This window comes from Agrobacterium sp. El2ro-1b, assembly GCF_048298475.1.
Taxonomy (GTDB): domain Bacteria; phylum Pseudomonadota; class Alphaproteobacteria; order Rhizobiales; family Rhizobiaceae; genus Agrobacterium; species Agrobacterium fabrum.
In genome coordinates, this window is sequence record NZ_CP103458.1 from 1,180,617 (window position 1) to 1,200,465 (window position 19,849).

General features: G+C 59.5%; 20 protein-coding genes and 1 tRNA gene. 10 read left to right on the forward strand and 11 right to left on the reverse strand.

Going from position 1 to position 19,849, the window contains the following annotated elements:
• Positions 1-70 precede the first annotated feature (70 nt).
• The gene (gene mgtE, locus NYR50_RS05865; RefSeq protein ID WP_006316295.1) at positions 71-1,498 is read right to left on the reverse strand and encodes a magnesium transporter; all 1,428 of its coding nucleotides are present in this window, start codon (positions 1,496-1,498) and stop codon (positions 71-73) included.
• Positions 1,499-1,890: 392 nt separating this feature from the next.
• Here mgtE and NYR50_RS05870 point away from each other — a divergent pair, with 392 nt between their 5' ends.
• The 3 genes from NYR50_RS05870 to NYR50_RS05880 are packed head-to-tail and all read left to right on the forward strand — an operon-like array spanning position 1,891 to position 5,016.
• Positions 1,891-4,191 (forward strand): FdhF/YdeP family oxidoreductase, encoded by a 2,301-nt coding sequence (locus NYR50_RS05870; RefSeq protein WP_418137065.1) that lies wholly within the window; start codon positions 1,891-1,893, stop codon positions 4,189-4,191.
• A 16-nt stretch (positions 4,192-4,207) separates the two neighbouring features.
• The gene (locus tag NYR50_RS05875) at positions 4,208-4,507 is read left to right on the forward strand and encodes a hypothetical protein (protein ID WP_418137066.1); all 300 of its coding nucleotides are present in this window, start codon (positions 4,208-4,210) and stop codon (positions 4,505-4,507) included.
• Positions 4,508-4,521: 14 nt separating this feature from the next.
• On the forward strand, positions 4,522-5,016 hold the full coding sequence (locus NYR50_RS05880; RefSeq protein ID WP_418137067.1) for a peptide deformylase: 495 nt from the start codon (positions 4,522-4,524) through the stop codon (positions 5,014-5,016).
• 3 nt (positions 5,017-5,019) lie between these two features.
• Here NYR50_RS05880 and NYR50_RS05885 read toward each other — a convergent pair whose 3' ends face one another.
• Positions 5,020-5,448, reverse strand: coding sequence for an OsmC family protein (locus NYR50_RS05885; RefSeq protein WP_418137068.1), 429 nt, complete (start codon positions 5,446-5,448; stop codon positions 5,020-5,022).
• A gap of 121 nt (positions 5,449-5,569) precedes the next feature.
• Here NYR50_RS05885 and NYR50_RS05890 point away from each other — a divergent pair, with 121 nt between their 5' ends.
• Positions 5,570-5,737 (forward strand): Thivi_2564 family membrane protein, encoded by a 168-nt coding sequence (locus tag NYR50_RS05890; RefSeq protein ID WP_003502827.1) that lies wholly within the window; start codon positions 5,570-5,572, stop codon positions 5,735-5,737.
• A 73-nt stretch (positions 5,738-5,810) separates the two neighbouring features.
• Here the strand turns inward: NYR50_RS05890 and NYR50_RS05895 are convergent, their stop codons facing one another.
• A complete protein-coding gene (locus NYR50_RS05895; protein WP_418137069.1) occupies positions 5,811-6,236 on the reverse strand; it encodes a PAS domain-containing protein in 426 nt (141 codons plus the stop codon).
• Between the two features lie 581 nt (positions 6,237-6,817).
• Positions 6,818-6,902 (reverse strand) — tRNA-Leu (locus NYR50_RS05900).
• Between the two features lie 189 nt (positions 6,903-7,091).
• Between NYR50_RS05900 and lipB the strand changes: the two genes are divergently transcribed.
• The 3 genes from lipB (at position 7,092) to NYR50_RS05915 (ending at position 9,964) form a co-directional block, all read left to right on the forward strand.
• Positions 7,092-7,823 carry a lipoyl(octanoyl) transferase LipB gene (gene lipB / locus NYR50_RS05905; protein ID WP_418137070.1) on the forward strand — a complete coding sequence of 244 codons (732 nt, stop codon included), beginning with the start codon at positions 7,092-7,094 and terminating at the stop codon, positions 7,821-7,823.
• A gap of 66 nt (positions 7,824-7,889) precedes the next feature.
• Complete coding sequence (locus tag NYR50_RS05910) at positions 7,890-8,957, forward strand: NAD(P)-dependent alcohol dehydrogenase (protein WP_174008456.1); 1,068 nt, start codon at positions 7,890-7,892, stop codon at positions 8,955-8,957.
• 71 nt (positions 8,958-9,028) lie between these two features.
• Complete coding sequence (locus NYR50_RS05915; protein ID WP_418137071.1) at positions 9,029-9,964, forward strand: DMT family transporter; 936 nt, start codon at positions 9,029-9,031, stop codon at positions 9,962-9,964.
• Between the two features lie 11 nt (positions 9,965-9,975).
• On the opposite strand, the gene NYR50_RS05920 is transcribed toward NYR50_RS05915, so the two are convergent.
• From NYR50_RS05920 to yajC, 5 genes are all read right to left on the reverse strand, one after another.
• On the reverse strand, positions 9,976-10,434 hold the full coding sequence (locus NYR50_RS05920) for a hypothetical protein (protein ID WP_418137072.1): 459 nt from the start codon (positions 10,432-10,434) through the stop codon (positions 9,976-9,978).
• 123 nt (positions 10,435-10,557) lie between these two features.
• Positions 10,558-11,403: a phytoene/squalene synthase family protein gene (locus NYR50_RS05925; protein ID WP_418137073.1), complete on the reverse strand. Its 846-nt coding sequence runs from the start codon at positions 11,401-11,403 to the stop codon at positions 10,558-10,560.
• 23 nt (positions 11,404-11,426) lie between these two features.
• Positions 11,427-11,819 carry an Mth938-like domain-containing protein gene (locus NYR50_RS05930; protein ID WP_418137074.1) on the reverse strand — a complete coding sequence of 131 codons (393 nt, stop codon included), beginning with the start codon at positions 11,817-11,819 and terminating at the stop codon, positions 11,427-11,429.
• On the reverse strand, positions 11,819-14,383 hold the full coding sequence (gene secDF, locus NYR50_RS05935) for a protein translocase subunit SecDF (protein ID WP_418137075.1): 2,565 nt from the start codon (positions 14,381-14,383) through the stop codon (positions 11,819-11,821). The genes NYR50_RS05930 and secDF overlap by 1 nt, the downstream gene beginning before the upstream one ends.
• An 82-nt stretch (positions 14,384-14,465) precedes the next feature.
• Positions 14,466-14,813 carry a preprotein translocase subunit YajC gene (gene yajC, locus NYR50_RS05940; RefSeq protein WP_006316308.1) on the reverse strand — a complete coding sequence of 116 codons (348 nt, stop codon included), beginning with the start codon at positions 14,811-14,813 and terminating at the stop codon, positions 14,466-14,468.
• A gap of 207 nt (positions 14,814-15,020) precedes the next feature.
• Between yajC and NYR50_RS05945 the strand changes: the two genes are divergently transcribed.
• Positions 15,021-15,893 carry an ATP-binding protein gene (locus NYR50_RS05945; RefSeq protein ID WP_418137076.1) on the forward strand — a complete coding sequence of 291 codons (873 nt, stop codon included), beginning with the start codon at positions 15,021-15,023 and terminating at the stop codon, positions 15,891-15,893.
• 160 nt (positions 15,894-16,053) lie between these two features.
• Positions 16,054-17,244: a formaldehyde dehydrogenase, glutathione-independent gene (gene fdhA / locus NYR50_RS05950; RefSeq protein ID WP_046800115.1), complete on the forward strand. Its 1,191-nt coding sequence runs from the start codon at positions 16,054-16,056 to the stop codon at positions 17,242-17,244.
• Positions 17,245-17,330: 86 nt separating this feature from the next.
• Here the strand turns inward: fdhA and NYR50_RS05955 are convergent, their stop codons facing one another.
• On the reverse strand, positions 17,331-17,993 hold the full coding sequence (locus NYR50_RS05955) for a TetR/AcrR family transcriptional regulator (protein WP_174009102.1): 663 nt from the start codon (positions 17,991-17,993) through the stop codon (positions 17,331-17,333).
• Between the two features lie 115 nt (positions 17,994-18,108).
• Here NYR50_RS05955 and NYR50_RS05960 point away from each other — a divergent pair, with 115 nt between their 5' ends.
• Entirely contained in the window at positions 18,109-19,503 is a 1,395-nt protein-coding gene (locus NYR50_RS05960; protein ID WP_418137077.1) for a cytochrome P450, read from the forward strand.
• A gap of 58 nt (positions 19,504-19,561) precedes the next feature.
• Here the strand turns inward: NYR50_RS05960 and NYR50_RS05965 are convergent, their stop codons facing one another.
• Complete coding sequence (locus tag NYR50_RS05965; RefSeq protein WP_003502851.1) at positions 19,562-19,765, reverse strand: DUF3126 family protein; 204 nt, start codon at positions 19,763-19,765, stop codon at positions 19,562-19,564.
• Positions 19,766-19,849: the final 84 nt, after the last annotated feature.

Consider the following 19,849-nt stretch of genomic DNA (forward strand, 5'->3'; position numbering starts at 1 on the left):
AGGCCTATCCGATTCATGGTCGGAAGATATTATTTGACCTTCACGTAAAAGTCAATTTTTGCCATCTTGCCTATCCGGAAATACCGTACCACCAGGTCGCGATTCCCAGAAAGGCGAAAAAGCCGACAATGTCGGTCACCGCTGTCACGAAGACCGCGGAGGAAACGGCGGGGTCAGCGCCGAACTTGTCGAGAACCAGTGGTATGAGAATGCCTGCCAGCGCCGCCGCCAGCATGTTGAGACACATGGCCGTGGCGATGATGCCGCCAATATGGATATCCTGAAACCAGACCCCGGCGACGATGCCGATGGCGCAGCCGAACAGCATGCCGTTCAGGATGCCCACCCCCGCCTCACGCCGGATGATGCGGGCGGCATTGTGAATATCGAGGCTTTTGGTGGCAAGCGCCCGCACCGATACGGTCATGGTCTGCGAGCCGGCATTGCCGCCCATGCCTGCCACCGCCGGCATCAGGATTGCGAGCGCAATGATTTGCTGGATCGTCGCGTCGAACAGGCTGATGACGGAAGCGGAGAGAAAGGCAGTGAGCAGGTTGACCGCAAGCCAGGGCACGCGCGAGCGCGAGGTGCTGACGATACTGTCCGACAGTTCTTCGTCACCCACACCGCCGAGACGCAGCAAGTCCTCCTCCGCCTCTTCCTGAATGACGTCGACCACGTCATCGATGGTGAGAACGCCAACCAGTCGGCCGTTATTGTCGACCACGGCGGCGGAGAGAAGGTCATATTGCTCGAAAAGCTGCGCTGCCTCTTCCTGGTCCATCTCGGCCGGAATGGAGTGGTTGGTCTCGTGCATGATCGTTTCGATCTTCACCTGACGCTTGGCGCGCAGCACCTTGTCGAGATCGAGCGCGCCGACGAGCTTGAAGGTCGGGTCGATGACGAAGATCTGCGAGAAGGATTCGGGCAGTTCCTCTTCTTCGCGCAGGTAGTCGATGGTCTGCCCCACGGTCCAGAACGGCGGCACGGCGACGAATTCCGTCTGCATGCGGCGGCCGGCGGAGCTTTCCGGATAATCCAGCGCCCGCATCAGCCGCACGCGTTCAGTAAACGGCAGTTGCGAGAGAATATCCTCGCGGTCCTCGTCGTCGAGGTCCTCGAGAATGTAGACCGCGTCGTCCGAATCGAGTTCGCCGATACCGGCGGCGATCTGCTCGTTCGACATCTGGTCGACGATATCGAGACGGATGCCCTCATCCACCTCGGTCAGCGCCGTCATGTCAAAATCGGAACCCAGAAGCCTGACCAGCGCGTGGCGCTGTTCCGGCAGGATGGATTCGAGCACGTCGCCGAGCTCTGACTCATGCAGCCGCGCAACATTCTTGCGCAGGAAAAGCAGGTCGCGATCGGCGATCGCAGCGCCAACCATCGCCAGAAAATCGGAGCGGACGGACCCATCTTCCGCGTAAATATCGGAGAGCGCTTCTGCCGGCTTTACGTCGTCGGGCGCGACAGGATCGTCGTCACGGTCTGTCATCTGGCGTCCCCTCGTATTCAAATGCCGCAGTGCACGGATGCGCAGGCAGAATGGCGTTAAAAAGCATATTGTCAACAACCGGATAGCTGCAGATGCACAAGCTTCCCGGCTGCGGCGAAAAATCCATTCAACATTCCTCTTCCTATCCGCCGGCGGGGCATCGGCCGGCGGCAACAAGCATGTTTAGCCAATCTTTGCGGCTTGTTTTGCGACAACGTCCACCCCCTTTACGCCGTTCCCATTTCAATTGTCGAACAGCGAATAAGGGTTCTGCCGCAATGCACAATTAAGACATTGACAGCGGCCACGGATCGGGGCTTCTGAAGATGTTTTTGACAAACGGCAAACGCCGACAGCCAGAGACGAGAAGACAGTTTCCGGGAAAAAGAACCATGAGCAAAACGGATTTCATAGGCAAGGCGTCGACCGCCGCAGGTGGCTGGGGCGCACTCAAAAGCGTTGGCAAACGCCTGCTGGAATCCGGTGCACCGATTTCCGGCGCCCGCACCCTTTTGAAGACCAACCAGCCGGACGGGTTCGACTGCCCGGGCTGCGCCTGGGGTGACCCCGAACACGGCTCCTCCTTCGAATTCTGCGAAAACGGCGTCAAGGCAGTGTCATGGGAAGCGACCGAGGCACGGGTTCTGCCGGATTTCTTCGCCCGCCACACGGTCTCCGAACTGCGGGGCTGGTCCGACTATGATCTGGAAAAACAGGGCCGCCTTACCCATCCGATGCGGTATGACCGGGCGAGCGACACATATCTGCCCGTTTCCTGGGACGATGCCTTTGCCGAGATCGGCCGTATCCTCAACGGCCTCGATAGCCCCGACCGGGCTGAATTCTACACATCCGGCCGCGCCTCCAACGAGGCGGCCTTCCTATACCAATTGATGGTGCGGCTTTACGGCACCAATAATTTCCCCGATTGCTCCAACATGTGCCACGAGGCGAGCGGCGTTGGCCTCAATGCGTCGATCGGCGTCGGCAAGGGCACGGTGCTGCTCGAGGATTTCGAACAGGCGGACGCCATTTTTGTCATCGGGCAAAATCCCGGCACCAACCACCCCCGCATGCTGGGCGACCTGCGCCGCGCCGCCCTTCGCGGCGCCCGGATCGCCGTCTTTAATCCCATCCGGGAAAAGGGTCTGGAACGCTTCGCCGACCCGCAGGACAAGATCGAAATGATCACCGGCAGCAGCACGAAGATCGCCACCAACTATTATCAGCCGCGCCAGGGCGGCGACATGGCGGCGGTGCGCGGCATGAGCAAGGCGGTCTTCGCGGCAGACGATGCCACAAGGGCAGCGGGCGAGCCCGCCATTATCGACTACGACTTCATTGCCGACCATGCCGCCGAATTCGAAGCCTATCGCGCCGCGGTCGATGCAACGAGCTGGGAGAGCATCCTCGACCAGTCCGGCCTGACCCGCGCCGAGATCGAAGAAGCCGCACGTATCTACATGAATGCCGGCTCCGTCATTGCCACCTGGGCCATGGGCGTCACACAGCACCGCCACTCGGTCCTGATCGTTCGCGAAATCGCCAACTTCATGCTGCTGCGTGGTAATGTCGGCCGTCCCGGCGCCGGCCTCTGCCCGGTGCGCGGTCATTCCAACGTGCAGGGCGACCGCACCGTCGGCATCGACGAAAAAGCGCCGCCGGCGCTTCTCGACGCACTGGAAAAAGAACTCGGCGTTCCCATGCCGCGCAAGCCCGGCCACAATACCGTTGAGGCCGTGGCCGCCATGCTGGATGGGAAGGCTCAGACCTTCATCGCACTCGGTGGCAATTTCATGCGGGCGACGCCCGACAGCCCGCTGATCGTCAAGGCGTTCGAAAAGCAGAAGCTCACCGTCAACATCGCCACCAAGCTCAACCATTCGCATCTGGTGCCGGGCGAAACCTCCTTCGTGCTGCCCTGCCTCGGCCGGACCGAGATAGACCGCAATTCGCTGGGCCGGTCGCAGATCGTCACCGTCGAGGATTCCATGAGCATGGTGCATGGTTCCGGCGGCATTAATCCGCCGGCCTCGGATGCACTTCGCTCGGAAGTCGCCATCGTCGCCGGCATCGCCGAAGCCACGCTCGGCAATGTCAATGTAAACTGGAAGGCGCTCGCCGATGACTACGATCTCATCCGCGACATGATCGAGCGCGTCATTCCGGGTTTCGACAATTTCAACGAGCGTGTCCGCATTCCCCGTGGTTTTCATCTGCGCAACGCCGCCGCCGAACGGCAATGGAACACGCCGGCGAAAAAGGCCACCTTCTATAGCGGCCCCCTGCCCGAGAAAACCGAGCACCAGCAGGCGCTGACGCGCGACAATCTTTTCGTGCTGCAGACCTTTCGCAGCCACGATCAGTACAACACCACGATCTACGGCATGGATGACCGCTATCGCGGTGTCTATGGCGAGCGCCAGGTCATTTTCATGAACCCTGCGGATATGGAGGCGCTTGGCGCCCATTCCCGTCAGCGTGTGGATGTCATCGGTGAATATGGCGACGGGGTGGAGCGCATCGCCAGGAACTTCCGTCTGGTGCCCTATAATATCCCGCGCGGCAGCGTCGGCGGGTATTATCCGGAGCTGAACGTGCTGGTGCCGCTGTCGAGCTACGGCGAAGGCAGCTTCACGCCGACATCGAAATCGGTGCTGGTTTCCGTCCGCCTGCTCGCCGATGCCAGATGAGCCGGATGCCCGCTTGATGGATGAGGAACGATCCGCGGCGGCTTTTCTGGCAGCCGTGGGAAAACTCCAGCAATCGTCTCCAACGCTGACGATGACGGGAGCAGCAATCCTGCTTGCGATCCATCAGGACATCGCAACCGATAGCCGCAGCATTGCCAACCGGCTGGGGCTTGCACATGCCCTCGTTCTGCGCGAAATCACTATCCTGTCGCCCCGCTTCCTGCGAGTGACGAAACGCGACGCCCGCACCCAGCGCAGCTTTCTGGAGGCAACCGGGGAAGGACGGGCGCTTGCCGCCTCGTCCTCGCAGATTTAACGAAGGAGCATTTCTTGGCAATCAGGCCGATCCTGCCCTACCCCCATGTCGGTCTTTCCGATATCTGCGCACCGGTTACGGTTTTTGACGATCATCTGCAGGAACTGGTAATAGATCTGATCGACACGATGCGCGCCGCCCCCGGCGTCGGCATCACGGCGGCCCATATCGGCGTGCTGCAACGTGTCTTCGTGCTCGAATTGACGCCGGGAACCGTCCTGACCTACATCAATCCCGAAATCACCAGCCAATCTCCGCAGACGATGCGGCATATGGAAGGCAGCGTCTCGATGCCCGGCTTCACCGACGAGGTGGAGCGGCCTTCTACGGTGGAGGTCAGGTTTCAGGATATAACTGGCGCGGAACACGCTGAGACCGCCGAGGGCTTCCACGCCATCTGTATCCAGCATGAGATCGACCAGCTTGACGGTATCTTCTGGCTGAAGCGCCTCTCCAAGCTCAAGCGCGACCGGCTGGTGAAGAAGTGGGAAAAATCCCGAAATTCGTGACGGTCAGTCGTTTATCGACAGTGTAAATTCCGCATTGCCCTTCAGCGTGTTGCTGACGGTGCAGATATCCTCCGCCATATGGGCGAGTGCGGCGCGGGTCGCTTCATCGAAATTGCCCGTAATCTCGATCCTGATATCGAAACGCAGAATACGATACGGCTCATCTGCGGATTTTTCCCCTGACACGTCGACGGCAACGCCTTCGAAACGGTCAAGCATCCCCAACCGGCTCGCCGCAATCCGGGCGCTCAGCGCAAGGCACGCGGCAAGCGACGAATAAAGAAGATCGATCGGGTTGAAGCCCGGTTCCGAGACACCGGTCACGATCTCCAGAGCACCGCCGGTCACCGTCGACATCATCGGCCGGCCAAGCCGCCCGACTTTTGCCCTGGCGCCGACCGGCCTCAACTTCACTTTTGCACCATCCACCATCAAGCGAATCCAAATTTAATCGCGCGCAACCAACCGTATGGAACAAAAAACCGTCTGGCGCTTTTTATTCACACGACGGTGAACGACCGTTGAACCTTTATTTTACAGGGAGCTGGGACATATGGTTACATCTACGCTCGTCAGCATTCTGATCACCTTCCTGGTGATCGTGCTCGTCTTGTGGCTCATCGCGCGACTGCCGGTCGGTGGCGGCGCAAAACAGATCGCTCAGGTGATCGTCATTATCATCGGCATTATTTCGCTATTGAAATATCTCGCCGTATTCTGATGTCCCGGCGGAGCGAAACGAGAAAGGCGGCGAAAGCCGCCTTTTTTTTGCGCATTCGTCACGGGCATGATCGCTACTGGCGGGGCTCGAACTGAAAGGCTTTCTTGACGGTGATGTCCCGGACGCTGCCAATGCCGAGAAACGGCGTATTATCAGCATCGAAAATCGCCCTGCCTTTCGCCACGATCCACCGGCTCGAACCATCAGGCAGATGAATCTTGTAGCGCTGATCGAAAAATACCCCTGTCGTGATGCTCTCAAAAATTGCGTGCGCCACCTGATCGCGCATTTCGAGATCGATTCTCTCGAGAATCTCTTCGATCGTCACCCCGCGTGACGCGACCTCCTGGGAAAACCCATGACATTCCGCGGTGACCGCATCCATGATCAGCCTGTTGTCGGAAATGCTCCACATATAATAGCCAAGCGCATTGTCTGAATCCGTCTTGTCCCCCAGCACGAAAACCTCCAGACATTTTTTCCTGACAAAAGCTAACATCAGACCTCTAATATTCCACCCCTTGTTTTTGTAGGGGGAACCGTCCGACTACTACAGCGTGCATCGATATCCACCGAAATTTATTCTCTGTTTGATCCACACGCCCGTTAGACGGACCGATAAATTTCGAAGAGATATCGCAAAGTCAGCAACCTGCTCCTACATAATCGAGCGAAGAAATTTCAAAGGAGGTCAATATGCGACAAACCACTCTCGCTCTCGGATTGATGGTTGTGACTGTCGCTCTCACGGGATGTCAAACGTGGGAGAGTCCATATCGCGGAAGCGGATGGCGGATGGATCAGGTGATGGACGGCGATCCTTATCGCGTCGGCGATGGCAACCACCAGGAGAACGGAACGGCGTCGAATATCATTCGACGCTAGACCACAGTAAATATGCCCGGGTGGCGGCAATCCCATGATTTGCCGCCCCGAAACTTAACGACACAGCTGCGGAGAAAATCACGTCGGTATGGTTGGGGCTTGGTCCATTTCGGTCCAACGAGCCTGTCGGCTTCCAGGAAGCCAAGAGTTAACCGATTGGCTAAAAAAGAAAAAACCCGCCGAAGCGGGTTTCTTTGGTGCGGTCGAGAAGACTCGAACTTCCACGGGTTGCCCCACAGCGACCTCAACGCTGCGCGTCTACCAATTCCGCCACGACCGCATCGTGGTAGGCGTCGACTTGCGCCGACGGGGGTGCATGTAGCAAAAGGATTTTGGGTGCACAAGAGCGTCGTGACAGTTTTTTGAAATTAAAAATCGCACTGCACCATCCTATATGCAGGAAGCCCGGAAATGCTGGGGTTGCAGCCTTGTCGCCATTTTGCGAGAAGGCTGTGGAAAGGACTTTTTCATGCTCACACGCACGGATATCGAGACAAATATGTTTCCTCTCGCCGGTTCGCCGCCGGTTCGCTGGCGAATCTCGGAAGGCCTCGTCCCTTATGGGCAGGCTATCGAGGAAATGGAGCGTGAGGTTGCCGCTATCGCTAGCGGCGAGGCCGACGAACTCGTCTGGCTGCTGGAGCATCCTCCGCTTTATACCGCAGGCACAAGCGCCGATGTGGCCGACCTCATCGAGCCGGACCGTTTTCCCGTCTTCGCCACGGGTCGCGGCGGCGAATACACCTATCATGGTCCGGGCCAGCGGGTTGTCTACCTCATGCTCGACCTGAAACGCCGGCGGCAGGATGTGCGTGCCTATGTGGCGGCGCTGGAGGATGTCATCATCCGCACGCTCGACAAGATGAATGTCCGCGGCGAGCGGCGCGAGGATCGCGTCGGTGTCTGGGTCAGACGGCCGGAAAAGCCGCTCCTGCCGGATGGCGGCATGGCAGAGGACAAGATCGCAGCGCTCGGCATCCGTCTGCGCAAATGGGTGAGCTTTCACGGGCTTTCGATCAATGTCGATCCAGATCTCGGGCATTTCTCGGGCATCGTTCCCTGCGGCATCAGCGCCTATGGCGTCACCAGCCTTGTCGATCTTGGATTGCCGGTTATGATCGGCGACGTCGACGTTCTGCTGCGCGAGGCCTTCGAGGAGGTTTTTGGCCCGGCAGTGCCCGAAACCGGCGCAGGCGGCTGATCCTACCGCAACCTTTGTCGCAGGCCGGTGTTTGATGCATCGATCACCACAAGAGGAGGAACGACCATGTTCACAACGTCCGCCTATGCCTGCGATGACGGTTCTTCGCCGATGAAGCTCGCGACCATCAAGCGCCGCGATCCCGGTCCGCGCGATGTCGAAATCGAGATCGAATTCTGTGGCGTCTGCCACTCGGACATCCATACGGCCCGCAGCGAATGGCCCGGCTCCCTTTACCCCTGTGTTCCCGGCCACGAAATCGTCGGCCGCGTCGGTCGGGTGGGATCGCAGGTCACCCGGTTCAAGACGGGTGAACGCGTCGGTGTCGGCTGTATCGTCGATAGCTGTCGCGAATGCGCAAGCTGCGCCGAAGGGCTAGAGCAATATTGCGAAAACGGCATGACCGGCACCTATAACTCCCCTGACAAGGCGATGGGCGGCGGTGCGCATACGCTTGGCGGCTATTCCGCCCATGTGGTGGTGGATGACCGCTATGTGCTCAATATTCCCGAAGGGCTCGATCCGGCAGCCGCAGCACCGCTGCTCTGCGCGGGTATCACCACCTACTCGCCGCTGCGCCACTGGAATGCCGGTCCCGGCAAGCGGGTCGGTGTGGTCGGTCTGGGCGGCCTTGGCCATATGGCCGTCAAGCTTGCCAATGCCATGGGTGCGACTGTCGTGATGATCACCACCTCGCCAGGCAAGGCGGAAGACGCGAAAAAGCTCGGCGCGCATGAGGTGATCGTTTCCCGCGATGCGGAGCAGATGAAGAAGGCTGCTTCGAGCCTCGATCTCATCATCGATGCTGTCGCCGCCGACCACGACATCGACGCCTATCTGGCACTGCTGAAACGTGATGGCGCGCTGGTGCAGGTGGGCGCGCCGGAAAAGCCGCTTTCGGTGATGGCCTTCAGCCTCATCCCCGGCCGCAAGACTTTCGCCGGCTCGATGATCGGCGGTATTCCCGAGACCCAGGAAATGCTGGATTTCTGCGCGGAAAAAGGCATCGCCGCCGAAATCGAGATGATCGATATCGATCAGATCAATGACGCTTATGAACGCATGATAAAAAGCGATGTGCGTTATCGTTTCGTCATTGATATGAAGAGCCTGCCGCGCCAGAAGGCCGCCTGACCTTTGGAAGGGGGCGGCCTTGCGGACGTCCCCTCCCGTTAGACCTTCTGGTCGAAAGCGTAGCCTGACCCATGACCAGCCAGACCGGTTTCAACGACATCGCCAAGGGCATGACCATCATGGCGGGCTGCATGCTGGTGCTGCCGGTCATGGATGCGATCGCCAAATACATGGCGATGAGCGGCGGCATGTCGCCGGCGCAGGTGACTTTCTACCGATTCTTTTTTCAGGTTCTGTGCACCCTGCCGCTGCTGCTGGTGGTGTCACCCGGGGCGCTGTTCAGCGCCAAACGGCCATGGATGAACTGCCTGCGCGGCGTGCTGCATGCGTCCGCCAGCCTGATGTTCTTCGCCGCCGTCAAATACATGCCGCTTGCCGATGTCTTCGCGATCTATTTTGTCGAGCCTTTCATGCTGACAATGATGTCGGCCCTCTTTCTTGGCGACAGAGTTGGCTGGAAACGCTGGACGGCGATCGTGGTGGGTTTTGGCGGCGCGCTGATCGTCATCCAGCCGAGTTTCGAAATCTTCGGCTGGACCTCGCTCCTGCCGGTCGCCTGCGCCTTTTTCTATACGCTTTATCTGTTCCTGAACCGCGCCATCGGTGATGCCGACAGCCCGCTTGTCATGCAGACCATGTCCGGCATTGCCGGCACGCTGTTCATGGCGGCAGCACTTTTTGCCGGCGATGCGCTGGGAGACAAGGACTTCGCTGTCTCGCTTCCCCAATCCGCCTTCGCGCTTGTCCTGCTGGTTCTGCTGGGATCGATATCCGGCTACATGCACCTGCTGATCGTCAGGGCCTTTCGGCTGGCGCCGCTGTCTTTGCTGGCGCCATTCCAGTATTTCGAGATCATCTCGGCGACGATTCTCGGCTATGCGCTATTTTCGGACTTCCCCACCCCATCGAAATGGCTCGGTATCCTCATCATCGTCGCATCCGGCCTGTTCATCATCTGGCGCGAGCGCCAGCAGCCCGCCTCAACCCCGCCGCTCGACGGGCAATGACGCAGGCGGGCTCAGGCGCCTGAGGGCAGCGGCCCTTCATCGTGATGATCCTGCGCCTCCACGAGGCTGCCAAGCAGCCACAGCGAAACCTCGGCCGCCTCTCCGGCAGATTTGAAGCGGTATGAGCCGCTATATTTCGGCATATCGAAGAAGGTGACAACGAAACCATCACCGGTTTCCAGACTTTCGACCCGGATGCGCTCGGGATCGATCATCACACAGACATAGTGGGACCCCATATTGCGCATGAAACCCGCCTTGTTATCATGCAGCCGCACGAAAGCCGCGCCGCCATCCGCTGTCATGTGCAGGCTTCTGATCGCCTCATTAGGGAAGGCACGGGCGAAATCCATGATCGCCTGCCCCACATCATGGCTGCTATCGTCTTCGGTCGCCCGCGACATGCGCCAGGCATAAACGGCAAAGACCGAAAGCAGTACGAAAACGATAATCCAGATCGCCAAATTCATCCGGGACGCTCCCTCAGTACCGAAACCCTTCGATTCGCGACTCGAAACGACACGAACCCGATCTGGGTTCATAAAGCCCGAGGCTTGCGTGAAGTGTGGCTCCCGGTGACAGGCGCCCTGTGATCAGAAACGCTTGAGGAAAGAGGCCTTCGCAATCAGCCATTGCCGGCGAAGCGGCGACAATTGTAGATCGCCGTCAAACACCCCTGCCCCCGCCTTTCTGGCTGCAACGATGACCGGGCCGGACAAAGCGACGGGCAGATAGGCAGCAAAGAGGTTTTTCGAGATCATCGCGCGTCTTGCCTTCTCGATATGATCGAGCGCATGAGCAGCGAAAATTTCAACTGCGATGCCGATACGCTGCCTGTCCTGACCTGCAAGAAAGGTTTCACGATCGAGACCAGCCGCAGCCAGCATGTCCGCGGGAATATAGACCTGCCCGCGACGCCGGTGAAGCGGCATGAGCAGCAGCATGCCGGCCATCGCCTGGGCCACACCCGCATGTCCCGCCGCTTCGGCGCTTTGAGCGGCATCCTCAGCGGAAAGCACGAGGCTTGCGAGCTGGATCAGGGCCGAGGCGGTTTCGCCGGCGTATCCCTCAAGCGCGTTGCGATCCTCGAACAGATCGTCATAGAGATCGAAGATACGTGCCTCGATCATATTGCCGAGCACCGGGCGCGGCAGGCGATATTGCTCGATCGTTGTCTGAAGCGCTGCGGCCACCGGATGGGACTGGCTGTCACCGTGTGGATTGCCGTCGATAAGGTCACGCCACCATTGCATGCGCACCTCACCCGGCAGCGCTTCACGCACGGAATCGCGGATGCGGGCGATTTCGGCGTTAAAGGCATAAAGGGCAGCCAGAGCGTTGCGCTTGTCGGCAGGCGACAAAAGGCAGGCGAGATAACGGTCACGATCGGTGTCGCGCAGCGTCGCGAGGCAGACGTCGAGATTTTCTGTGGGTTCCATGGTTCCCCGCGCGCGAAACGCCCTCAGCCTTCGACTGCAATCAGCGCCGCGGCCACGGCGCGCGATTCCGAAAGCATGATATTATAGGTCCGCACCGCAGCACCCGTGCTCATCGGGTCAACCGAAATGCCCGCCTCTTTAAAAGCCGCACGCAATTCTTTCGGCAGGACCCGCATGCCGTCACCCGTGCCGATCAGCAGCACTTCGATATCCTGCGCTTCCGCCAGAACCTTTTCGAAATGCCCGACGGTCAATTCTTTCGCATCAATGGGCTCCCACCCGTAGATGCCCGAAGGCAAAAGCAGAAGGGAGCCGCGATGCGACATGTCGGCAAAGCGGAAGCCGCCATTGCCATAAGCATCGAGGGGCGCCCGGCCTGGAAAATGGGCCGGGCGTATTTCGATCCCGCCGGCCATCAGACGGCAGGCTTGCCGCCGATGGCATTGCCGGACTTCTCATCCTTCTCGTCTTCCGCATCCTTGCTGTCAGGACGCAGTTTGAAGGCGATCAGCACTGGCGCCGCGATATAGACCGAGGAGAACACGCCGATACCGACGCCGAACAACATGGCGAAGGTGAAGGAACGGATGACCTCGCCGCCGAAGAGATACAGTGCCAGCAGTGCCAGAAGCACGGTCAGGCCCGTAAGGATCGTGCGCGACAGGGTCTGGTTCAGCGAGACGTCGATGATCATCGAAAGCGGCATCTTCTTGTATCGCCGGAGGTTTTCACGGACACGGTCGTAGATGACGACAGTGTCGTTCAGCGAATAACCGATGATCGTCAGGATCGCCGCGATACTGGTAAGGTTGAACTCTATCCCCAGGAAGACGAACAAGCCGATGGTGAAGACCACGTCATGCACCATGGAGATGACCGCACCGAGCGCAAACTGCCACTCGAAACGAACCCAGATGTAGATCATGATCGCCGCCATGGCGAGCACGACGCCGATAGTGGAGGACGTGGTCAGGTCGCCGGACACGGCAGGACCGACAACTTCCACACGGCGGAAATCATATTTGTCCTCAAGCTCGCCGCGCACCATGGTGATGGCCGACTGCTCGGCATTTTCGCCGCCGTCCTGCGCCTGAATGCGGATGAGCACATCCTGCGGCGAACCGAAGTTCTGCGCCTGGATTTCACCGAGGTTGAGCTGGTTCAGACGCTCGCGAATGTCGGCAATATCGGCATCGCCCTGCTTGGAGCGTACTTCGATGACCGAACCACCCTGGAAATCGATGCCGAGGTTCAGGCCCTTGGCGACGAAGCCACCGACGCAGGCGAGCATGATCGCGCCTGTTATCACGAATACCACGCGGCGATAGCGCATGAAGGGAATGTCGCGACCATCGAACATGGCGGTGCGAACACCCTTGGGCAGATGTTTCGGACGGCTGCGGCGAACCCAGTAGCCGAACATCCAGGCCGTCAGCGTATAGGCCGTGAACACGGTGGTGATGATACCGACGGCGAGCGTCACGGCGAAGCCCTTGACCGGACCGGTGCCCATGTAAAACAGCACGCTCGCCACGATCAGCGTCGTCAGGTTGGCGTCGATGATGGTCGCAAAGGCGCGTGTAAAACCATTATCCAGCGCCTGGATCAGCGGTTTGCCGCTCTTCACCTCTTCGCGTATTCGCTCATAGATCAGAACGTTGGAATCCACCGCCATACCGATCGTCAAGACGATACCGGCGATACCGGGCAAGGTGAGCGTCGACCCGATGACACTCAACACGGCGATCAGCATCACGACGTTGACGATAAGCGCGATATTCGCCAGCAGGCCGAAGAAGCCATAGAAGACGAACATGAAAATGAGGACGCCAACGGCGCCGATAGCGCTGGCCGTAAGGCCGGCGGTGATGGAGTCGTTACCAAGGCTCGGACCGACGGTGCGTTCTTCAACCACCGTCAGCGTGGCCGGCAGCGCACCGGCGCGCAGCAGAACCGCGAGGTCGTTGGCGCCCTGCACCGAGAAGCTGCCGGAAATCTGTCCCGAACCGCCGATGATCGGCTCGCGGATGACAGGTGCCGAGATGACCTGATTGTCAAGCACGATGGCGAAAGGCTTGCCGACATTCTGCTGCGTCGCCTGCGCAAAGCGCTGCGCGCCGCGGCTGTCGAAGCGGAAGGTGACGACGGGTTCGTTGGTCTGCTGGTTGAAGCTTGCCTGTGCATCGACGAGATTGTCGCCGGACACGAGCGCGCGACGTTCCACCAGATAGGGAACCGGCGGATCGTCCTGCGAATAGAGAACTTCCGAGGTCGCGGGCGGACGGCCGTTCATGGCCTCCTGCGCCGGCATGGTCGTGTCTACCATGCGGAAGGACAGCTTTGCGGTCTGGTTGAGGAGGGATTTCAGGCGCTGCGGATCCTGAAGACCCGGCACCTGCACGATGATGCGGTCGGAACCCTGCCGCTGGATGAGCGGCTCGGTCGTGCCGACTTCGTCAACGCGGCGGCGCACGACTTCGATCGACTGCGAAACGGCCGACGACAGACGATAATCGATGCCCTCATCCGTCAGGTTGAGACGCAGCAGACTGTCGCCGCCGTCATTCATCGTCACTTCTGTAATGGAGCCGCCGACCAGCGTTCCGGCAGACACCGGCTGCGTCAGATCACGAAGTGCGGTCTTGGCTGCTTCCATCTGCGCGGGATCGCTGATGCGAACCTGAATTTGCTGGCCGTTGCCGGTGAGCCCCGAATAGCGGATGTTGGCGTCGCGAAGCTGCGTGCGCACATCGCCGACGATCGTTTCAAGCCGTTCCTTGACAATGTCGGAACGCTCGATCTTGAGCATGATATGCGAGCCGCCCTGAAGGTCGAGACCGAGCGTTACCTTGTTGTCCTTATACCAGGCAGGCATGCTCTCCAGCTGTTTTTCCGAAAACAGGTTGGGAGAGGCGATGAAGACGCTTGCCAGCACAAGCAGCCAGATGAAGACTGTTTTCCAACGGGAAAAATGAAGCATTTCGATCTCGGTCAGGGTTGGGGTTGCGCGGACAGCGCAACCCGTCAAAATTCGCAATCGGGCGTCCGGTTGTCCGGCAGGATCAGGAAGCGGCTTCCGTCTTGACCACTTCGCCCTTCACACGCACTTCGGCAATATAAGCGCGGGCAGCACGGATTTTCACGCCTTCGGCGATTTCGACTTCGAGTTCATTGTCGTCAATGACCTTGGTCACCTTGCCAACGATGCCGCCGCCAAGAACAACCTGATCGCCACGGCGAATGCTGGTCAGCGTTTCCTGGCGCTTCTTCATCTGTGCGCGCTGCGGGCGGATGAGGAAAAAATACCAGACGACCATAAGCGGCGCAAACAGGAAAAGCATCTCAAGGCCGGAACCGAAGCCCGATGCGCCACCAGATGCGTCCTGGGCAAAAGCTTGACTAAAAAACATATAAAACTCCTCAACGATTACGGCACGACCTCGTATGCCGCCCCAGCTTTCAAGCCGCCGGAATATAGTGGGGAACGCCGGGATTGCAACAGATGCAGGGCCCTCGCCGTACCGATTCCGGACCTCTTAACCTTTATGGGCTCGAAACACCATGCTAGGCCGGGCGCAAAACAGAGTTTTGAACATCAGACAAGCGGAACAAACACCATGATTCGAGAAGAAACGGCCTCCCTGCTTCTTTCAGAACTGCGCCGGCTCACCAACGCCGTGGAGCGGCTTGCCGGACCGGCGCCCGCTGCAAACGACTGGAATGCGGCGGATTGTTTCGTCTGGGTGCCGGTGAATTCTTTCCTTCAGCCGGTTGCCCGCCCCAACCGCATCGCGTTGAAACTCATTCGCGGCGTCGATCATGTGCGTGATATCCTCCACGAAAACACGCTGCGTTTCGCGGAAGGTTTTGCCGCCAACAATGTGCTGCTGTGGGGCGCGCGCGGCATGGGCAAATCCTCGCTGGTGAAGGCCGTTCACGAAGATGTGCGCACCGCAAGCGGCGCTTCCCTGAAGCTGGTGGAAGTGCACCGCGAGGACATTCACACCCTGCCCGCTTTGCTCGACATCCTGAAAATCTCGGATCAGCGCGTCATTCTGTTTTGCGACGACCTTTCCTTCGATCACGACGACACAGCCTATAAGTCGTTGAAGGCGGCCCTCGACGGTGGCATTGAAGGACGGCCCGACAACGTCCTGTTTTATGCGACCTCCAACCGCCGTCACCTTCTGCCGCGCCACATGATGGAAAACGAGCAGTCGACCGCCATAAACCCTTCGGAAGCGGTCGAAGAAAAGGTGTCGCTGTCGGACCGTTTCGGCCTGTGGCTCGGCTTCCACAAATGCGGCCAGGAAGATTATCTGGCGATGATCGACAGCTATGCCGAGCATTTCGATCTGGGTCTCGACCGCGAGACCCTGCATCACGAGGCGCTGGAATGGGCGACGACCCGTGGCGGGCGCTCCGGTCGCGTCGCCTGGCAATATATCCAGGATGCCGCCGGTCGCCTCAGAAAACCACTCGACAGATAACGCCACCATGACATCAGCCGACACGCGGTGTCGTTACGACCACACCGCGTGTCGTATTCCCGAACGCGACTTCTCCCGCCAAATGGTTTGCTAAGCCATGGAGTCATCCTGCCCGCGGAGGAGCTGGCAGGCACGGTGTTCAACCACGGAGGAGATGGATATGAGCAGGAACAGAGGCGTCGTTTACCTGAAGCCAGGCCAGGTCGAAGTCCGCGACATCGACGACCCGAAGCTTGAGGCGCCGGATGGCCGCCGCATCGAGCACGGCGTCATTCTCAAGGTGATTTCCACGAATATCTGCGGCTCCGACCAGCACATGGTGCGCGGCCGCACCACCGCGATGCCCGGCCTCGTCCTTGGCCATGAGATCACCGGCGAAGTCATCGAAAAAGGCGTCGATGTCGAGATGCTCGAAATCGGCGACATCGTCTCCGTGCCGTTCAACGTCGCCTGCGGCCGTTGCCGCTGCTGCAAGTCGCAGGATACCGGCGTCTGCCTGACGGTGAACCCGTCACGCGCCGGCGGCGCTTACGGTTATGTCGATATGGGCGGCTGGATCGGCGGACAGGCCCGCTATGTCACCATCCCCTATGCCGACTTCAACCTTCTGAAATTTCCCGATCGCGACAAGGCGATGTCGAAGATCCGCGACCTCACCATGCTGTCCGACATCCTGCCGACCGGCTTTCATGGCGCGGTCAAGGCGGGCGTCGGCGTCGGCTCCACGGTCTATGTCGCGGGTGCCGGCCCGGTCGGTCTTGCCGCTGCCGCTTCCGCCCGCATTCTGGGTGCGGCTGTCGTCATGGTCGGCGATTTCAACAAGGATCGCCTCGCCCATGCGGCAAGAGTGGGTTTTGAACCCGTCGATCTTTCCAAGGGCGACCGGCTGGGCGACATGATCGCTGAGATCGTCGGCACCAACGAGGTAGACAGCGCCATCGACGCCGTCGGCTTCGAAGCCCGCGGCCATTCCGGCGGCGAACAGCCGGCCATCGTTCTTAACCAGATGATGGAAATCACCCGCGCCGCCGGCTCCATCGGCATTCCCGGTCTCTACGTTACCGAAGACCCCGGCGCGGTTGACAATGCGGCAAAGCAGGGCGCCCTGTCACTGCGCTTCGGCCTTGGCTGGGCGAAGGCGCAATCCTTCCACACCGGCCAGACACCGGTGCTGAAATATAACCGTCAGCTCATGCAGGCCATCCTGCACGACCGCCTGCCGATTGCAGACATCGTCAACGCCAAGATCATCGCCCTTGATGATGCCGTGCAGGGATATGAAAGCTTCGATCAGGGCGCGGCCACCAAGTTCGTGCTTGATCCGCATGGCGATCTGCTGAAGGCAGCCTGATTAACCGACAATTCGTCCAGTGAATGAAAGCGCCCGCGGCAACCTCGTCGCGGGCGTTTTTGTCTCAATGTCTCCGACTGGAGATATTATGCTTCGCTTGTGGCAAGCGCTTCGAGCGCGGCGATGGCGTCCGCCGAGAGATAAGGCCTGAACAGGCTTGAGACCTGCCGCAAGCCCCACTCCAGTTGCTGCGGCCCAAATTCGCTGACACCTTCCTGCAGAGCGAGATAGGCGGCCCAATAGGTCGAGACGATCCAAAGATTGGTCAAAACCGCATCGTGCTCGCTTTCGGGAATAGTCACCAGCCCCGCTTTCTGCATGCGCCCGATAATGTCTCCGACGGCAAGCCGCATCGCGGCGCTTATCGTCCTCACCGGCTCCACCAGCCCCGGCGCAAGCGCAAGCAGACCGACGAGGTCACGAAACAGAAAGCGGTAGTTCCACACCAGCGAGAACCATTGCCGCAGGAAACCGGCATAGGTTTCCGCCGCCCCCTCATCCGCCCGATTGACACTTGCAACCAATGCCACCGCATCGGCCTCGAAGCGCGCGAACAGGGCAAGAACCAGCGATTCCTTGGTACGGAAATGATAATAGAGATTGCCCTCGTTGATCTTCACCGCTTCGGCAATCTCCGCCGTTGTCACACGGTCTGGCCCCCGCCCGTTGAAGAGATCGAGAGCGGAGTCCAGAATCCTGTCGCGCGTGGAGGATCGAGCGCGCGCCGGCCGTTTCGCATCATTGCTCATCATCGAAATCGCTTCCCGCTATTGAAACTTAAGGTGCCCACCTTAAATCAGTCAAAATAAGGTATACACCTTAACGGCAAGTTGCCATTATTCAACGGACATAAAGGACAAGCAGATGACCGAAACCGGCTTTCGCACCCCGTCCACCGATACGACCGGGCCGCAACACGTATCGAAACTCGCCACGGCGCGTCTCGCTCTTTCCCTTATCCGTAATCCGTTGAAGGCATTGCCGCCGGAGATTTTCAGCGAACCAGCGGTCTTCAACCGCCTCGGCGGTGTGATGCGGGTTCATCTGGCCGATCCCGTGCTGATCCACGAGGCTCTGGTGAAGAATGCCGCTCTGCTCGGCAAAGGTGAGGACGTGCGCCGGGCACTCGGCCCCGCGCTTGGCCAGGGCCTTCTGACGGCCGATGGCGATCACTGGAAATGGCAAAGGCAATCCGTCGCCGCCGCCTTCCGCCATGAAAAGCTGCTGGAGTTGCTACCCGTTATGATCGAGACGGCACGGCGCACGCAAACGCGCTGGCGCTCGTCTTCCACCGCCGACATCGATATAGGCCATGAAATGATGCGGACCACCTTCGACATCATCGTTGAAACCATGATGTCCGGCGGATATGGCATCGATATTGCGCGTGTCGAACAGAGCATTGCCGATTATCTGAAGCCGACAGGCTGGACCTTCGCACTAGCCATGCTGGGTGCGCCGGAATGGCTGCCGCATCCCGGCCGGCGCAAATCCCGCGCCGCTGTCGATTATCTGCGCGCCAGCCTTGCGACGGTGATCACCGGCCGGCGGCAAAAGCCAACCGACCGACCCGATCTCGTCTCCATGCTGCTGGAAGCCATAGATCCGGAAACCGGCCGCATGATGAGCGATGAGGAAATCATCGACAATCTGCTGACTTTCATCACCGCCGGCCATGAAACGACGGCGCTCGGCCTTGCCTGGACCTTCCACCTTCTGTCGCAGAACCGGGAAACGGAAAGAAAAGCTGTCGAGGAAATCGAGGCCGTTACCGGCGGTGAGCCGATTACGGCAGAACATATCGCCAGCCTCGGCTACGTCAGGCAGGTGTTTTCGGAAGCGATGCGGCTTTATCCGCCTGCCCCCGTCATAACGCGCACCGCGCTGCAGGACTTCAGGCTCGGCGAACACGATATCCCGGCCGGAACCGTTCTTTACGTGCCGATTTATGCCGTGCACCGGCACACGGCCCTTTGGGACGAGCCCGAACGCTTCGACCCATCACGCTTCGAACCCGAAAAGGTGAAAGCGCGCCATCGCTACGCCTATATGCCGTTTGGCGCCGGGCCGCGCGTCTGCATCGGCAATGCTTTCGCGATGATGGAGGCAGTGGCGATCCTTGCCGTCATCCTCCAGAAGAACCACCTCGAAAACAGAACCATGGCGTCGGCGGAACCGCTGATGCGGGTGACATTGCGGCCGCAGGAGCGGCTGATGATGCAGATCACAGAGCGACAAAACAAATCGCCCGCGGCGTAACCACCACGGGCGACTGTTTTATTGAATGTGAAACCCATCCGTCACCGGATGGTGACGATCAGAGATCGACGTCAAGGATCGCCATGGAGAAGTTGTACGAGCGGTCGCCGTCTTCGTCATCGATGTAGACGACGCCGAGAAACTCTTCGCCCAGATACACTTCGGCGGAATCATCCTTGCGCGGACGCGCCTTGACGATCATCTTCTCGTTGAAGGTGCGCTTGAAATAGGCGTCGAGTTTTTTGATTTCGTCGGCTTTCACCACTATTCTCCTGTGCGGTTCGGGTTGGGCCGCTTTTGGCATGGGACAAAGGCGAAAGTAAAGTGAAAGCGGCACATCGCCCAT

Excerpts from the sequence above, each read along its gene's own strand:
- NYR50_RS05885 (WP_418137068.1), bottom strand. The coding sequence starts at position 5,448 with ATGGTGGATGGTGCAAAAGTGAAGTTGAGGCCGGTCGGCGCCAGGGCA.
- NYR50_RS05915 (WP_418137071.1), top strand. The coding sequence starts at position 9,029 with ATGACCAGCCAGACCGGTTTCAACGACATCGCCAAGGGCATGACCATC.
- secDF (WP_418137075.1), bottom strand. The coding sequence starts at position 14,383 with ATGCTTCATTTTTCCCGTTGGAAAACAGTCTTCATCTGGCTGCTTGTG.
- NYR50_RS05870 (WP_418137065.1), top strand. The coding sequence starts at position 1,891 with ATGAGCAAAACGGATTTCATAGGCAAGGCGTCGACCGCCGCAGGTGGC.
- NYR50_RS05920 (WP_418137072.1), bottom strand. The coding sequence starts at position 10,434 with ATGAATTTGGCGATCTGGATTATCGTTTTCGTACTGCTTTCGGTCTTT.
- NYR50_RS05955 (WP_174009102.1), bottom strand. The coding sequence starts at position 17,993 with ATGAGCAATGATGCGAAACGGCCGGCGCGCGCTCGATCCTCCACGCGC.
- NYR50_RS05930 (WP_418137074.1), bottom strand. The coding sequence starts at position 11,819 with ATGGCCGGCGGGATCGAAATACGCCCGGCCCATTTTCCAGGCCGGGCG.
- yajC (WP_006316308.1), bottom strand. The coding sequence starts at position 14,813 with ATGTTTTTTAGTCAAGCTTTTGCCCAGGACGCATCTGGTGGCGCATCG.
- NYR50_RS05910 (WP_174008456.1), top strand. The coding sequence starts at position 7,890 with ATGTTCACAACGTCCGCCTATGCCTGCGATGACGGTTCTTCGCCGATG.
- NYR50_RS05945 (WP_418137076.1), top strand. The coding sequence starts at position 15,021 with ATGATTCGAGAAGAAACGGCCTCCCTGCTTCTTTCAGAACTGCGCCGG.
- mgtE (WP_006316295.1), bottom strand. The coding sequence starts at position 1,498 with ATGACAGACCGTGACGACGATCCTGTCGCGCCCGACGACGTAAAGCCG.
- lipB (WP_418137070.1), top strand. The coding sequence starts at position 7,092 with ATGCTCACACGCACGGATATCGAGACAAATATGTTTCCTCTCGCCGGT.
- NYR50_RS05960 (WP_418137077.1), top strand. The coding sequence starts at position 18,109 with ATGACCGAAACCGGCTTTCGCACCCCGTCCACCGATACGACCGGGCCG.
- NYR50_RS05925 (WP_418137073.1), bottom strand. The coding sequence starts at position 11,403 with ATGGAACCCACAGAAAATCTCGACGTCTGCCTCGCGACGCTGCGCGAC.
- NYR50_RS05895 (WP_418137069.1), bottom strand. The coding sequence starts at position 6,236 with ATGTTAGCTTTTGTCAGGAAAAAATGTCTGGAGGTTTTCGTGCTGGGG.
- NYR50_RS05875 (WP_418137066.1), top strand. The coding sequence starts at position 4,208 with ATGGATGAGGAACGATCCGCGGCGGCTTTTCTGGCAGCCGTGGGAAAA.
- NYR50_RS05890 (WP_003502827.1), top strand. The coding sequence starts at position 5,570 with ATGGTTACATCTACGCTCGTCAGCATTCTGATCACCTTCCTGGTGATC.
- fdhA (WP_046800115.1), top strand. The coding sequence starts at position 16,054 with ATGAGCAGGAACAGAGGCGTCGTTTACCTGAAGCCAGGCCAGGTCGAA.